This window comes from Kribbella sp. CA-247076, from assembly GCF_050942445.1.
GTDB lineage: Bacteria > Actinomycetota > Actinomycetes > Propionibacteriales > Kribbellaceae > Kribbella.
In genome coordinates this window covers 2,418,111-2,431,789 of the sequence record NZ_CP192051.1, presented here as the reverse complement: position 1 = coordinate 2,431,789, position 13,679 = coordinate 2,418,111, and the positions used below count along the sequence as shown (strand labels likewise).

14 protein-coding genes are annotated in these 13,679 nt (G+C 69.2%); 7 read left to right on the top strand and 7 right to left on the bottom strand.

Annotation, left to right across the window (positions count from 1 at the left end):
• The first annotated feature begins 47 nt into the window (after positions 1-47).
• The 4 genes from ACQPYZ_RS11745 to ACQPYZ_RS11730 all read left to right on the top strand — a co-directional run bounded on the left by ACQPYZ_RS11745 (position 48) and on the right by ACQPYZ_RS11730 (position 2,519).
• Positions 48-464, top strand: coding sequence for a hypothetical protein (locus ACQPYZ_RS11745; RefSeq protein WP_433167507.1), 417 nt, complete (start codon positions 48-50; stop codon positions 462-464).
• A 95-nt stretch (positions 465-559) separates the two neighbouring features.
• Positions 560-1,225 (top strand): PIN domain-containing protein, encoded by a 666-nt coding sequence (locus tag ACQPYZ_RS11740; RefSeq protein WP_433167506.1) that lies wholly within the window; start codon positions 560-562, stop codon positions 1,223-1,225.
• Between the two features lie 107 nt (positions 1,226-1,332).
• Positions 1,333-1,761 carry a hypothetical protein gene (locus ACQPYZ_RS11735; protein ID WP_433167505.1) on the top strand — a complete coding sequence of 143 codons (429 nt, stop codon included), beginning with the start codon at positions 1,333-1,335 and terminating at the stop codon, positions 1,759-1,761.
• On the top strand, positions 1,758-2,519 hold the full coding sequence (locus ACQPYZ_RS11730) for a PIN domain-containing protein (RefSeq protein WP_433167504.1): 762 nt from the start codon (positions 1,758-1,760) through the stop codon (positions 2,517-2,519). The genes ACQPYZ_RS11735 and ACQPYZ_RS11730 overlap by 4 nt, the downstream gene beginning before the upstream one ends.
• 113 nt (positions 2,520-2,632) lie before the next feature.
• Here ACQPYZ_RS11730 and ACQPYZ_RS11725 read toward each other — a convergent pair whose 3' ends face one another.
• The 5 genes from ACQPYZ_RS11725 to ACQPYZ_RS11705 all read right to left on the bottom strand — a co-directional run bounded on the left by ACQPYZ_RS11725 (position 2,633) and on the right by ACQPYZ_RS11705 (position 6,893).
• Positions 2,633-3,184, bottom strand: coding sequence for a hypothetical protein (locus tag ACQPYZ_RS11725; RefSeq protein ID WP_433167502.1), 552 nt, complete (start codon positions 3,182-3,184; stop codon positions 2,633-2,635).
• Between the two features lie 461 nt (positions 3,185-3,645).
• Positions 3,646-4,221: a hypothetical protein gene (locus ACQPYZ_RS11720; RefSeq protein WP_433167501.1), complete on the bottom strand. Its 576-nt coding sequence runs from the start codon at positions 4,219-4,221 to the stop codon at positions 3,646-3,648.
• A gap of 96 nt (positions 4,222-4,317) precedes the next feature.
• Positions 4,318-5,049, bottom strand: a complete 732-nt coding sequence (recO, locus tag ACQPYZ_RS11715; protein ID WP_433167500.1) for a DNA repair protein RecO — start codon at positions 5,047-5,049, stop codon at positions 4,318-4,320.
• Between the two features lie 12 nt (positions 5,050-5,061).
• Entirely contained in the window at positions 5,062-5,907 is an 846-nt protein-coding gene (locus tag ACQPYZ_RS11710; RefSeq protein ID WP_433167499.1) for an NAD(P)H-binding protein, read from the bottom strand.
• Positions 5,904-6,893 carry an aldo/keto reductase gene (locus ACQPYZ_RS11705; protein WP_433167498.1) on the bottom strand — a complete coding sequence of 330 codons (990 nt, stop codon included), beginning with the start codon at positions 6,891-6,893 and terminating at the stop codon, positions 5,904-5,906. The genes ACQPYZ_RS11710 and ACQPYZ_RS11705 overlap by 4 nt, the downstream gene beginning before the upstream one ends.
• 144 nt (positions 6,894-7,037) lie before the next feature.
• Here ACQPYZ_RS11705 and ACQPYZ_RS11700 point away from each other — a divergent pair, with 144 nt between their 5' ends.
• The 3 genes from ACQPYZ_RS11700 to ACQPYZ_RS11690 are packed head-to-tail and all read left to right on the top strand — an operon-like array spanning position 7,038 to position 11,619.
• Complete coding sequence (locus ACQPYZ_RS11700; RefSeq protein ID WP_433167497.1) at positions 7,038-10,142, top strand: FtsX-like permease family protein; 3,105 nt, start codon at positions 7,038-7,040, stop codon at positions 10,140-10,142.
• Positions 10,139-10,975: an ABC transporter ATP-binding protein gene (locus ACQPYZ_RS11695; RefSeq protein WP_433167496.1), complete on the top strand. Its 837-nt coding sequence runs from the start codon at positions 10,139-10,141 to the stop codon at positions 10,973-10,975. Before ACQPYZ_RS11700 ends, ACQPYZ_RS11695 begins: the two co-directional genes overlap by 4 nt.
• Positions 10,972-11,619 carry an ATP-binding cassette domain-containing protein gene (locus ACQPYZ_RS11690; RefSeq protein ID WP_433167495.1) on the top strand — a complete coding sequence of 216 codons (648 nt, stop codon included), beginning with the start codon at positions 10,972-10,974 and terminating at the stop codon, positions 11,617-11,619. Before ACQPYZ_RS11695 ends, ACQPYZ_RS11690 begins: the two co-directional genes overlap by 4 nt.
• A 76-nt stretch (positions 11,620-11,695) precedes the next feature.
• Here the strand turns inward: ACQPYZ_RS11690 and ACQPYZ_RS11685 are convergent, their stop codons facing one another.
• Together ACQPYZ_RS11685 and ACQPYZ_RS11680 are read right to left on the bottom strand one after the other, a co-directional pair.
• Positions 11,696-12,154, bottom strand: a complete 459-nt coding sequence (locus ACQPYZ_RS11685) for an NUDIX domain-containing protein (RefSeq protein ID WP_433167494.1) — start codon at positions 12,152-12,154, stop codon at positions 11,696-11,698.
• Positions 12,151-13,608, bottom strand: a complete 1,458-nt coding sequence (locus ACQPYZ_RS11680; protein WP_433167493.1) for a GNAT family N-acetyltransferase — start codon at positions 13,606-13,608, stop codon at positions 12,151-12,153. The genes ACQPYZ_RS11685 and ACQPYZ_RS11680 overlap by 4 nt, the downstream gene beginning before the upstream one ends.
• Positions 13,609-13,679: the final 71 nt, after the last annotated feature.

The following is a 13,679-nucleotide window of genomic DNA, read 5'->3' as shown; positions in this document are numbered from 1 at the left end:
TGATGGTGGTTCGAGAAGGTAGGTCCGAAGGTCACTACAATCCAAATATGCTTGGGCCGACGACTGACTCGCGGATCTACCTCTTGGATGCGGACGAGCGCCGCGTCGTGCCCGGCGGGCCGGCGGTCGTGGGTCCTGACGGCGTGCGGGAGGAGATTCCCGCGCTGGCGTTCGAGGCGGTCCAGCACGTACTTGCGGCGATGCGGGACGGCCGAGGCGTCAAGATCACACCACTTCGCCCGGAGCTACCGATCGACGAGGCGGCCGATGCGATCGGCATGGGCCGTGACGACCTGCGGAAGAACGTTGCCAACGGCGCCATCCCGTTCCGGTCCACGCAGTACGTCGACTGGGTCAAGCTCGCCGACGTCATCGAGTGGGACAACAGACGCTACGCAGAACAGCAGGCCGCCCTGGACGAGCTGATGGGCGGCGATCCGACGAACGACGACGAACAGCGGTGACCGAGACGCGGAGGCCACTCCCCACTCGGGTCGAGCGGGCCTTTCTCGACGCCAACGTGATTCGAGGACAACAGACGACCGACGTACTCCTGTCGATGGCCGGCCGCCGCGTGTTCGAGCCACGGTGGACTCAGGGCGTCATCGACGAGATGCGCCGCAACCGACCGCCGGAGTTGTCCGAGGCCGACATCGACCGGCGCATCAAGACGATGAACCGGGCGTTCCCCGGGGCGTTGACGGAGGCTCCTCCGGCTGGGCTGCAGGATCAGATGCGGGCCGATCCGAAGGACAAGCATGTCCTGGCGGGGGCGGTCCACAGCGGGTCGGACGTTCTCGTCACGGACAATCTCAAGGACTTCGATCCGCCCCCGTCCGGTCCGCACGCGATGCGGGTCGAGAGCCTCAACCAGTTCCTCAATCGCAAACTCGAGGAAGACCCCGAGCGCGTGCAAGCGGCGTTGCACGACATGCTGCGGCGCTACACCCGCGATCCGCGCACCATGTCCGCGCTGATCGACACCATGGCAGAGGGACAGGAGCTCCGCGGATTCGCGCAGGAGCTCAACTCCGTCGTACCGCCAGAACAGCGCGGCGCGTCCGAGGTGCTCGCAGCCGGCCGGCCAGGCTCAGCTCAGCACACGGCGCTCGAGGGGGTGGCACCTCTGGACGGGCTTCAGGCGCCCGCGGAGACGCCCGAAGCCCGCAAGTCCACTGACCAGGACGCTCAACGGGACAGGCAGTCCGAGCAGGACCTTGGATAGTCGGCGGCCGGGTCGCGCCAGTTCGGTCGGTCAGGTGACAACAGCGCTCGGAACTGGACGGCGCGCTGCCCGTCCGGCCGGAATCCGGCGTTCACTAGACTCGGCTCATGCCTGGGCCGAGTACTGACGCGCGGATCTACCTGCTGAATGCCGACGAGCGGCAGATCGTGCCCAACGGACCCGCGGTGGTTGGACCGGACGGTGCGCGGGAGGAGATTCCGCACGCGGTCTACCTGGCCGTCCAGCATGTGCTCGAGGCGATGCGAGCGGGGCAGGCGGTCAAGATCACGCCGCTGCGGCTCGAACTGCCGATCGATGAGGCAGCCGACGCGATCGGGATCGGTCGCGACGATCTGCGGTCGTATGTTGGCGAGGGCGCCATTCCGTTCAGGTCGACGGAGTACGTCGACTGGGTGCGGCTGACCGATGTGATCGCGTGGGACAGCAAACGCCGGCAGGAGCGAAGCGCAGCACTGCAGGAGTTGCTGGACGAAGAGCCGTGGGATGAGAACGACAGCGACGGGAACCGCGCGTGACGGCGTCGCCGCCGACCAGTCCGACGCGGACGGAGCGCGCATTCCTGGATGCGAACGTGATTCGCGGTCAACTGACCAACGACATCTTGATGTCGGTGGCCCACCGCGATGTGTTCGAGCCGCGCTGGTCGCAGCACGTGCTCGACGAGATGCGCCGTAACCGGCCCGAAGGTGTGTCCGAGGAGAAGATCGACAAGCGCATCGCCACGATGAACAAGGTCTTCCCCAAGGCGATGACCAGTGGCTACGAAGATCTCGAACCGCAGATGCAGGCCGACCCGAAAGACAAGCATGTTCTGGCGGCCGCCGTACGGAGCGAGTCGGCGGTCCTCGTCACCGACAACGTCAAGGACTTCAACCCGCCGTCGACCGGCCCGAACGCGATGCGCGTCGAGAAGCTGTCCCAGTTCCTCAGTCGTAAGTTGCAGGAGAACCCGCAGCAGGTACAGGGGGCGCTGCAGGACATGGTCAACCGCAACAAACGCGACCCGCGGACCATGTCCCAACTTCTCGACAAGATGGCCGCCCAACCAGAACTTCGTGCGTTCGCGCAGAACCTGAACTCGGTCGTGCCACCCGATCAACGAGGCACCGCCGAGGTCCTCACGGCGAACCAGCGAGGCTCGGCCGCGTCGAAAGCGTTCAGCGGTCTGGCACCGGCCGGAGGCGCTGCACAGGTTCCGGCGGAGACCCCGCAAGCTCGCAAGGGTGATCAGCCGTCACAGAATCGTTCCAAGAAGTCCGAGAAAGACCTCTGACCGCGACCGGAGTCATCGATGCCGGCCGCACCCGGGGCTGGAACGGTAGGAGGATCGACACGACTCCGCGCCCCGAGTGGTCCATCGCCGTGGAGGCGATTCGGGGTGGTGGGCTAGGGGCAGGGGCGGGGCTTGGGTTGGGTCGTGGTCTCGCCACCTTCGGGGGCGACGAGGACTGGGCGGAGGTCGGTGACTCGGAGGGTGGTGGAGCGGCTGAAGTTGAGGGGGATGTCGCCTTCCATGCCGCCGCCGGTCCAGTGGACAGTCCAGTAGGCGGTCGCCGTGACCTGGAACTGGCCGGGCTTCTCGCAGCGGGAGGTCTTGCGGTAGGTGTGTCCGCAGGTTGGAGAGGCCGGAATCTCCTTCAACGACTTGCCTTCGGCGTTCGCTGTCGTGAACGGCGTACCGCCTCCCTTGCAACTGACGACGTCGCCGGCGCCCATCGACCACTCGATCCGGTCGACGGTCCCGGTCGCGGAGATCGTGACGCCGCCCAGGGTTGCTCGCTTGGTGAGGGGACCGGTCGTGTGCGCACCCGGATCGGTCACCCACATCCAGACCGGGACGTTCACGATTCCCTCGCGCGTGGAGCTCTGCACGTACGGCGACAACCCGAGCCGCGGCGCCACGAACTCCATCGTCTCCACCACCCGCTGAGCCGCCACCCGAGGATCAATAGCCTCCGGCTCCCCCGGCGGCCGGACAACGGGTTCAAACCGCTCGATGCCCTCCGGCCTGCCCTCCACCACTCCAAGCACGACCCAGCACCGATAGAACTTCGTGCCTGGCGGGTAGACGCTGGCCGAGTGTCCGATCGACACCAGCGTCGGTGTCTGTGTCAAATAGCACCCCGACGCCGCATCCCAAAAGCCGTTCTCCGTCCGACACGGAATCGGCTTGCCCTCGTAAACGCACTCTGACCTGCCTGCCGTGCTCGCCCCAGGCTTGTCCGTCCCGGACGTCGAGGGCGGATCGTCGCCGTCATTGACGGCGATCTCGCACTGTCCGCTCACGACGTTGTAGACACAGTCGGGCGCACCGGGCTGGGGCGGGTTCCGAACGTTGGCCGTCGCGACGGACGCGGTGAGGGCGAAGACGACAACCGACGCCGCAATGACCTTGGGAATCAGCACTTCCCAGCCTTCCGACTCTGCGGGTAGTCGGCCTTCCAGATGCCTTGCACACGGAGCATGCGCATCTCGTCAATGGTTTCAAGCGGCGTACCTGGAGCCTTGACGCTCTTCCCAGTGGCGTCTACAGCCGTGGCCTTCGAGCCGTCGATGCATGCCTGAAGGGTCAGCCCGTTGATCTGCCCGCTCGCGTCCGGCTTGCCTACGGTCAGCGGCTTGACCCACACCACTCTTTGACGGCCGACGCTGTGCCATTTCCTGCCTCTGAAAGTCGCCGCCTGGTTCAGCTCGGCTGCGAGCATGACGCCAGTGGCGTGCTTCTTGAGCTCGGCGACATTGACTCCACCAGACGCATAGGACGTGTCGGTCGCTGCGATGAACTGTCGGTAGGCGGTCGAAGCTGCGGCGACTGCCTTGGTCTCCGCGGACTCGGTGGGTGTCGGCGTCGGTGAGTTCGTGATGTCGACGGCGTGAAGGGTGGCGGGGTGGCGCTGTTGGTTGAGTTGCAGGCGGTTATGAGCGTCAGGGCTGCGAAGCCGGACGTCACTGCCACCAACTGCCTGATCATGCACCCTCCGAGGCGAAGCGAGACTACTGAGAGTGCAACTGTTTCATACGTACGGTTCCGGGGTGGGGGGATATCCACAGGTTGCAGGTTGTTGCAGGGGTCAGGTGAGGTCTAGGTGGGGGAGGCTTCGGAGTTGGTGGTCTTGGTGGTAGGTGAAGAAGGCTGCGATGAGGCCGGTGGCTTCCCGGCGGGTTCGGGGGTCGGCTTGGAGGGCGGTGGGCCAGTCGCCGGTGAGGAGGGCGGCGAGGTGGGTGACGGTGGCGGGGGTGGGCATCGCTGAGGCGGGCGGGCGGCAGGAGCTGCAGACCATTCCGCCGGCGGCGGGGTTGAAGGCGCGGTGCGGGCCGGGTTCGCCGCAGCGAGCGCAGTCGGCGAAGGAGGGGGCGTAGCCGGAGATGGCGAGGGAGCGGAGGAGGAAGGAGTCGAGGACGAGGGCCGGTTCGCGTTCGCCGGTGGACAGGACGCGGAGGGCGCCGGCCAGCAGGAGGTGCTGCTGGGTGGCGGGTTCCTTCTCCTCGACGACGAGGCGGTCGGCGGTCTCGAGCAGGACCGTGCCGGTGGTGTAGCGGGCGTAGTCGTTGACGATGTCTTCGCCGTACGCCGCGATCGTGACGGCCTGGGTGACGACGTCGAGGCTGCGACCGGTGGCGAGTTGCAGGTCGACGTGGCTGAACGGCTCGAGCCGGGCGCCGAACCGGGACGACGTACGGCGGACGCCCTTCGCGACGGCGCGGATCTTGCCGCGGCCGCGGGTCAGCAGCGTGGCGATCCGGTCCGCCTCACCCAGTTTCTGGGTGCGCAGCACGATCGCCTCATCCCGGTAGAGCGGCACCCGCCCAGTTTCTCACCCGCCACCCCCAGGATCCGCATCCCGCGACACGTAGCTGTCCAGGCTGGTCGCCGGGCGGCCGGTGATGTCCTCGACGGCCGTCGAGACGGCGCTCAGCTCGCCGCTGGCGATGGCGGCGTACGAGGTGACCCAGCCGGCCACCTCCCACGCGGGAGCGCCGTACGACTCACGGGAGCGGTACGCCTCGTCCAGGGTCTCCGCCTCGTAGCGGATCCGGCGCCCCCAGGCGGCGGACAGTACGGCGGCCGCCTCGGCCAGCGTGAACGCAACCGGTCCGGTCAGGTCGTAGACGGCCTCGGAGTGCCCCGGCTCCACCAGCACCCGTGCCGCCACCGCGGCCACGTCGTCCCGGGCGACCGCGGCTACCCGCCCGTCCCCCGCCGGGCCGCGGATGACGCCGTCCTCGCCGACGAAGCCGGTGACGAAGTCGAGGTACAGGTTGTCCCGCAGGAACGTGAAGTCGACGCCGAGGGACCGGATGTGCTCCTCGGTGTGCCAGTGGTCCCGCGCGAACGTGAACGTCGCCCCGGGCGCCGCGCCCAGGAACGACGTGTACACGATCCGCTGCACCCCGGCCGCCACCGCGTTCTCGACCGTTGCCTTGTGCAACGCGACCCGGTCGGCCGACTCGGTTGCACTGAGCAACATCAACGTCTCCACCCCGTCGAGCGCGTCCGCGAACGCCTGCTCGCCGTACGCCGCCTGCACCACGTCGGCACCCGGCAGCGCCGGAGCCCGCCCGGGGTCGCGCACGATCAGCCGCTGCGGTACGCCGGCCTCCGCCAGCAACCGCGCGATCCGCGAACCGAGCCGGCCGGTGGAGCCGGTGACGCCGATCACTTGCCCACCAGGTCCATCCCACCCTGGGTGTACCGCTGCCCGGACACCGCGTCCGGCGGGAACGCCTCGTCCAGCGCGGCCAGCTCCTCGGCCGTCAGCTCGACGTCCACGGCGCCGAGGTTCTCGGTCAGGTACTTGCGCCGCTTGGTCCCCGGGATCGGTGCCACGTCATTGCCCTGAGCAAGCAGCCAGGCGAGCGCCAACTGGCCGGGCGTGACGCCCTTCTCCGCGGCCAGCGACCGCACCTTCTCCACCAGGTCGAGGTTGCGCTGGAAGTTCTCGCCGCTGAACCGCGGCAGCCCGCGCCGCATGTCGTCCGGCTCGAAGTCGTCCGGTGACTTGAGCTGGCCGGTCAGGAAGCCGCGGCCGAGCGGGCTGAACGGCACGAAGCCGACCCCGAGCTCACGCAGCGCCGGCAGCACGACGGTCTCCGGGTCGCGCGTCCACAGCGACCACTCGCTCTGGACCGCGCTGATCGGGTGTACGGCGTGCGCGGCCCGGACCGTGTCGCCGTTGACCTCCGACAGCCCGAGGTACCGCACCTTGCCCGCCTCGACCATCGAGGCCATCGCGCCGACGGTCTCCTCGATCGGGACCTTCGGGTCGCGCCGGTGCAGGTACCACAGGTCGATGTGGTCGACGCCGAGCCGGCGCAGCGAGGCGTCCAGGGCCTGGCGCGCGTACGCCGGGCTGCCGTCGACGACCGTGGGCGGATCGGTCGGGCTGGCCGGCTTCTTGAAGCCGAACTTGGTCGCCAGCACGACCTGGTCGCGGCGGCCGGCCAGCGCCCGGCCGACCAGCTCCTCGTTGGCGCCGTCGCCGTACACGTCGGCCGTGTCGATGAAAGTGCAGCCGGCGTCGATGGCGGCGTGCAGGGTGGCGACGGACTCGGCCTCGTCCGTCGTCACGCCGTAGGACTGGGACATCCCCATGCAACCGAGGCCGAGGCAGGAGACGTGCAGGTCACCGAGCTTCGCTTCACGCATGCCCCGAACCTACCGTCGTCACCCGTTGCTGTGGGCAAGACCCTGACGCCGTCACCCTGAGTGACCCCGGACAACAACTCTGCATCGATGCAACGGCGTAGCCCCGCCCGGCCCGTATGTTCGAGCGGGCACGAAGGGGGCCGGATGTTCTTACGAAGGGCGCTGCGGTACCGCTGGACCCAGGCGATGGTCCTGACCGGCGTCAGTCTGCTGATCGGCACCTGCGCGGTGTTCGCGCCGTGGTTCGCGCGGGCGGTCGAGCAGACCGTGATGACCGAGGCGCTGTCCGGCCAGGCCCTGACCGCCGCCTGGCGGATCGAGTCGCGGGCGCCGGCCCGGTCGCGCGGACCCGGTCAGGCCGAGTCCCCGGAAGCCCTCGACCAGCTCGTACCGGCCGACCTCAGGCCGCTCTTCACGCCGCCGGTGCACGGCATCTACTCGAACGTCGGCTGGCGCCTGCCGAGCACCGGCGACGACCCGGCACCATCCGGCCGGCTGACCTGGCGGGACGGCTACTGCGACCGGCTCACCGTGGTCGAGGGACGTTGCCCCGAGAAGCCCAACGAGGTCGTCGCGTCGGTCGCGGACGTCGACACCTGGGACTTGAGAATCGGCACCACGCTCAACGCCCTCCCGTCGGACAATCTCGAAGGCGGCGGCACCCTCACCGTCGTCGGCCTGTACCGGCCGAAGGAACCCCGCGCGACCTACTGGTTCGGTCAGTACCCGACCGGCCACTCCCGCATCCCCGGCGCCAAGGATCCCGGATCCTCCGACTACCTGTTCACCGACCGTACGACGTTCGCGCAGACGGACTGGGCTCCGCGGCTGACCGCCGACACCCGGCCGATTCCCGGAGTCGCACGGATCGACGATCTGGAGCGTCTGCAGGCGGCGTCGAACACGGTCAACGGCAACGCGGCGGAGCTCGGACTGTTCGCCGAGAACACGTCCGGCCTGGCCACGTTGGCCGATCGGGTCCAGCGCGAGCGGGAGCAGGCGACCACGATCATTCCGCTGGTGATGGTGCAGGTCGCCCTGTTCGGGGTGGTCGTGCTGGCACTCGCGCTCGCAGCCGTGGTCGACCAGCGGCGGCCTGAGATCGCACTGGCCCGGCTACGTGGCTCGAGCGCACGACGTACCGCACGGGCGCTTGCACTCGAGCTCGGCCTGCCGGTGCTGGTCGGGAGCGTTGCCGGCGGTTTGACCGGGTTCGGTCTGCTGCTGATCGTCAGAGCGACCTGGTTGCGGAACGGGTCGCCGATCGAGTTGCCGTGGACGGTGCCGGTGGCGCTGGCCGTCGCAGTCGTGGTTGCGCTGGTCGTCGTACAGCTGCAGGTGCGCGGCGTCGTACGGCAGCCGATCTCCGGTCTGCTGCGACGGGTTGTGCCGCGTCGGCGCAGGGCTCTGGGTGTGGTGGACCTCGGCATCATCGTGTTCGCGGTAGCTGGACTGATCGCTGCGCTCAGCGGAGCCGGGCGTGGTCCGCTGCCCGTGCTGACGCCCGCTCTGCTGGCGTTGGGGGCGGGGCTGGCGTTCGCGCACTTGTTGCTGCCGACAGCCGGTGCGCTCAGTCGTCAGGCTGCCCGGCGGGGTCGACTCGGTCTGGCACTCGGTGCATTGCAGGTGTCACGCCGTCCTGCGGGCACCCGCATCGTGGCCGCGGTTGCGGTCGCGGCCGCGCTCCTCGCGTTCGCGGGACAGGCAGCGTCGGTCGGCGAGCACAATCGGGAGACCCGGGCCGGATACGAGACGGGCGCCGAGGGCGTGCTGCGGATGAACGCGCTGTACCTCGGTGAGTTCAGCAAGGCGGTCGACCAGATCGATCCGGACCGGCGGTGGCTGACGCCCGTGGTGGTCGCGAGCCCGCCGTCGCCGGACGCGCTGAAGTCGATGATGATCGAGCCCGACAGCTTCCGCAGGATCGCGTACCGCGGCGACTCGCTCACCGACGCGGACGGCTGGGCGAAGCTGAAGGCACCCACCGGCCCGAAGCCGATCGAGTTCCGCAGCGCGCGGCTGACGGTGACGGCGTCGACCGGCCGGATGAAACAGGTCGCCGCGGAGACCGCCAACGGCGAGCAGCCGGCCATGGCGCCGCCGAGGTCGGTGATCCTGCGAGCGAGTGTGGTCAGCCTGCGCAACGGCAGCCGCCTTCTGGTCAGCTTCCCGCCGATGCCGCTCGTGCCTGGCAAGCAGTTCGACCTGACGGCCGCCGTGGACTGTCTCGGCGGTTGCCAACTGTTGCAGCTCGGCGCCGGCCGCGAGCCACTGGACCAGGCCGGCGTCGAGGGTGAGGTGACGATCAGCAAGATCGCGAGCGCGGACCGGCCGTCGATCCCGCTCGGTCCCGCAACCGACTGGAGCTCGGTCCGTCAGCCTGGCTCCGACCAGGGTTCGATCACGGCCAAGGCCGGCGGATCGCTGACGATCGCGATCCGGAGTCTCGGCAACGACCAGTTCCTGCAGTACGCGACCGTGCCGCCGGTCGTCCCCGCGCTGATCACCCCGGAATACCCGTACGACGACGCCGCGACGACCAGCCCGGCGATCGACGGCTCGCCGATGCCGCTGGCCAAACTCGACCAACTCCACGGGCCGGTGAACCGCTACCCGGACCGCACCGCGGTGGTGGATCTCGAAACAGTGCGACGCCTCGCCGGGAGCGTCGACGAAGCGGCCACCGACTACGAGCTCTGGCTGAACGCGGACGGCCTGGCGATTGTCGACAATCTCATTGTCCAGCTCAACCAGGCCGGTTTCGCGGCCGAGCTCGTCGACCAGCGGTCCGACCGCATCGCGTCGTACGGGCGGTCGGCGAGTGCGCTCGCGTTGCAACTGACACCGGTCGTCGGGATCGCGGGCTGGGCGCTGGCGATCGTCGTACTGCTGCTGACCGTGGTGACGTCGTGGCGGTCGCGGGCGCAGGACTACGCCAGCCTGCGGATCACCGGCGTACCCGCAACCACGACCGGTCGAGCGGCGCGTTGGGAGCAGACCGGTCCGGTGGCGCTTGCGGTCCTGCTCGGGACGGTTTGTGGCGTGGTCGGGGCGCAGGTGGCATTGCCACTGATCCCCTTGTTCGCGGATCCCGGTGGGCCTGTCCCGCTGGAGCTCGACACCAACTGGACCGTCGCACTCGTGCTCTGGCTGGCTGGAACCGCAGTGCTGGCGGTAGCGACCTTGCTGCTCGGCACCGGGGTCAACCGACGCGCGGGCTACCACCGGATCCGGGAGGAGCTGACATGACGGGTCTGGCGATCAGTACGACGGGACTGGTGCACATCTACCGCGCCCACGGCCACGACGTCGCGGCGCTGTCAGGCATCGGCATCACCGTGCGGCCTGGTGAGCTGGTCGGGCTGCTCGGTCCGTCGGGTGCCGGCAAGTCAACACTGCTGCAGTTGTGTGGTGGTCTGCTGACGCCGAGCGCGGGGAGGTTGCAGATCGGCGAGCACAACGTCGCGACGATGACTGAGGCCGAGTTGAACCGGATGCGCGCGGGCGATGTCGGCATCGTTCTGCAGGGGGCTGGGCGCAACCTCATCCCTTATCTGACGCCGCTGGACAACATCCGCTACGCCCAACGCGCGGCGCCCCGCGACCGCGAGCTGCCGAGTCCGGACGACGTACTCGCGCTGGTAGGTCTGCAACAGCACGCCGCCACTCCCCTGGCGTCGCTCTCGCCGGGGCAGATCCAGCTGTGTGCGGTCGCCGTGGGCATCTCGACGTACCCGGGTCTGCTGCTGGCGGACGAGCCGACCAGTCAGCTGGACCACCGGGCTCGGGACGAGGTCCTGGCGGCGATCCGGACGATCAACGCGGAGACCGGGATGACGGTCCTGCTGATCACGCACGACCCGGAGGTCGCGGCGACGCTGCCGCGGACCATCACCATCCGGGACGGTCGGATCGCGTCGGAGGGACGGTCGGGTGAGGAGTACGCCGTGGTGGCGACCGACGGGTCGTTGCCACTGCCGCCGCACGTCGCCGAACTACTGCCGGCGGGGACGCTGGTGCAGGTGACGACGGAGGACGGCGAGATCCGCCTGACGCCGGTGCAGCAGGAGGGACCGCGGTGATCAGGGTCAGCAGGGTGACGGTCGCGTACGGCGAGGTGGTCGCAGTGGCGGACGTGTCGTTCGACGTACCGCCGGGCTTCGTGCTGGCGGTCAGCGGGCCGTCCGGGGCCGGGAAGAGTTCGTTGCTATGGGCAATCGCCGGTGCGGTGCCGGTCGCGTCCGGTCAGATCGAGGTGGACGGGTTGGTGATCACGGACCGGCCGGCGGCCGCGGCGCACGGCGTCGTACTCATCCCGCAGGGCAACGGGCTCGCCCGGGTCCTGACCGCGCGGGAGAACCTGTCGATGCCGTTGCTCGCGGATCGGAGGCCCGCGGACGAGGTCGACCGGGTGATCGAGGAGTCGCTGACCGCGGTCGGGCTGCTGGAGAGCGGCGACCACCTGGTCGAGGAGTTGTCCGGTGGTGAGCAGCAGCGGGTCGCGGTCGCGCGCGGGATCGCCCAGCGGGGCAAGGCGATCCTGGCCGACGAGTCGACCAGCGAGCTCGACGGCACCAACCGCGAACGCGTCCTCGACCTCCTCCGCACGCAGGCCGACCGCGGCGCCGCCGTCGTCGTCGCCACCCACGACCCCACCGTCGCCGAAGCAGCCGACGGCCACGCTCTAATGGACGAGGGCCGCCTGACCTGGGTACGGCGCCTCTGAGCCCACCTCGGCTCCGACGAGAACCGGGTCCTGGTGAGCCCGGGCACCCCCGGATCCCCACCCCAACCTGCCTTTCTCACACCCCGAACCGCAGCGGCTCCGCGGGGGCGCCGTCGGTCAGCAAGGCCTTGATCAGAGCAGGCATCGCCTTGGGTGAGAACTCGGCGTCGGTCGCGAGCAGTTGCTCGATCGTCCACCAGCGGCACTCGGTGACGTGCTCCGCCTCCCACTCGGGCATCCACTCAGGCGTGAAGTGCGCGGTGCGAACGACGTAGTAGTCGTTGCGGACGCCGTCGTAGCCGCTCGCGTACGGACCGACCGCCTCCTGTCGCCAGACGTAGTCCTCGATGGCGAACGTCAGCAGCCCGAGCTCCTCGCGCAGCTCGCGCGTGAGCGCCTCGTGCGGCGATTCGCCGGGCTCGATTCCTCCTCCAGGTGCGAGCCAGAAGGACAGGTGTGAGAGTTCGCAGTGCTGGAGCAGCAGCTGGTCGTCCGGAGCCAGGAGGAGGGCCCGGGTGGCGTGGCGGAGGTTCACAGGCCGAGCCTTGTGGGGATGGTCGGTGGGCCGTTCTGTAGGAGTTCCTGGAGCAGGGTGGGCAGCGCGCGGGGGGCGAAGCGGGTCTTGGCGGTCAGGAGCTCGTCGAGGGTCCACCAGCGGTGGCCGTGGAGGTTTTCGGCTTGGAGTTCGGTTTCGGTCATCGTGCCGGCGACGGTGAACGGGTCGGTGCGGACGAGGAAGTAGTCGTTGATCACGCCGTCGTAGCCGGTGGCGTGGCCCTCGGCAACTACTTCCTGGTGCCAGAGGTGGATCGGATCGGCAGGAGCATCCAGCCCGATCTCCTCCTGCAGCTCACGGTGGAGGCCGTCGCGCAGCGACTCGTCCGCCTCCAGCCCGCCGCCCGGCGTCGCCCACAGTGTGCCGCTGGGAAACTCGAACCGGACCAGCAGGATGCGATCCGACGGGTCGAGTACGACGGCCCGCGCCGCCGGCCGCAGCCGTGGATACGTGAGCTCGAGCTCGCGGTGCTGCTCGACCGACCGGAAACCGAAGCGGGCATTGACCTTCCGCATCGGAGCGTTCGACAGTGCGGTCCACGTGTGCAGGTAGCGCTGGGTCGTCCGGTGCTTCGCCAACTGGTCGAGGTTGGCCAGCTTCAGGTGCGTGCCCAGATTGTGTCCGCGGTGCTCCCGCAGTACCAGCGTGTCGTCCTGCTGGGCGTGTGATGCATCCGCCCGCGGCAGGTACATCAACGTGTAGCCCGCCGGCTCCCCCGACAACGTGTGCGCCATCGTGACCAGCGCCAGGTAGCTCCGGTCGATCCGCTGCTCACTCGCCTGCAGCTTCTCCACCGTCCACGGGACCACCTCGCGCGTCATCCCGCCGGTGGGCACGTCCTCGTCCATCGCCGTGTGCAGGTCGGCGTACGCCTGCTGGTGCTCCGGCGGGCACACCCCTGCCCAGGACGTCAACCGATACCCGTCGAGTACGCCGGCCGACCGCCGCAGCTCGTCCAGCCGGACCTCGTCGAACGGCAGGGGTACGACGAGATGGTCCTCGACATGTTCGACGGAGAAGCCCAGCCGATCGGCGAACTCCGCACCCGGCCACGGCTCCGACGGGACCCCGAGCTCGGTCTGAAAGATGGTCCGCCCGAGCTGCGCTGCCCGGGTAACGGCCCACTGCCACAACGCCGTACCGACACCGCGGCGACGATGCTGGGGCGGTACGTCGATCTCGACCTCGACCGTGTCCAGGTTGTCGGTCAGCCGGTACTCGAAGAGCATGGCGCCGAGCACCCGGTCGTCCTCGAACGCACCGACCGCGAGCCGACGCTTCAGCGGTCCGGGGTTGCGCAGCGAGAAGCCGAGAGCCTCCCGGCCGACCACGAGCGCGGCGTCGCGACCCGCGGACACCCCGATCCGCAGGGCGTCGTACCACTCGTCGAAGAGAGCCAGGTCGGCCGGATCGATCTCCCGCACGCTGATCACCCGACCGAGCCAACCAGCTCAGCGGCTCACCGACCACCGAATTCCGGCCCGCACGGCACGACGCCGGCATC

What these genes read in the sequence shown, in the direction of transcription:
- ACQPYZ_RS11695 (WP_433167496.1), top strand. Translation starts at nt 10,139, where the DNA reads ATGACGGGTCTGGCGATCAGTACGACGGGACTGGTGCACATCTACCGC.
- ACQPYZ_RS11700 (WP_433167497.1), top strand. Translation starts at nt 7,038, where the DNA reads ATGTTCTTACGAAGGGCGCTGCGGTACCGCTGGACCCAGGCGATGGTC.
- ACQPYZ_RS11705 (WP_433167498.1), bottom strand. Translation starts at nt 6,893, where the DNA reads ATGCGTGAAGCGAAGCTCGGTGACCTGCACGTCTCCTGCCTCGGCCTC.
- ACQPYZ_RS11740 (WP_433167506.1), top strand. Translation starts at nt 560, where the DNA reads ATGGCCGGCCGCCGCGTGTTCGAGCCACGGTGGACTCAGGGCGTCATC.
- ACQPYZ_RS11735 (WP_433167505.1), top strand. Translation starts at nt 1,333, where the DNA reads ATGCCTGGGCCGAGTACTGACGCGCGGATCTACCTGCTGAATGCCGAC.
- ACQPYZ_RS11745 (WP_433167507.1), top strand. Translation starts at nt 48, where the DNA reads ATGCTTGGGCCGACGACTGACTCGCGGATCTACCTCTTGGATGCGGAC.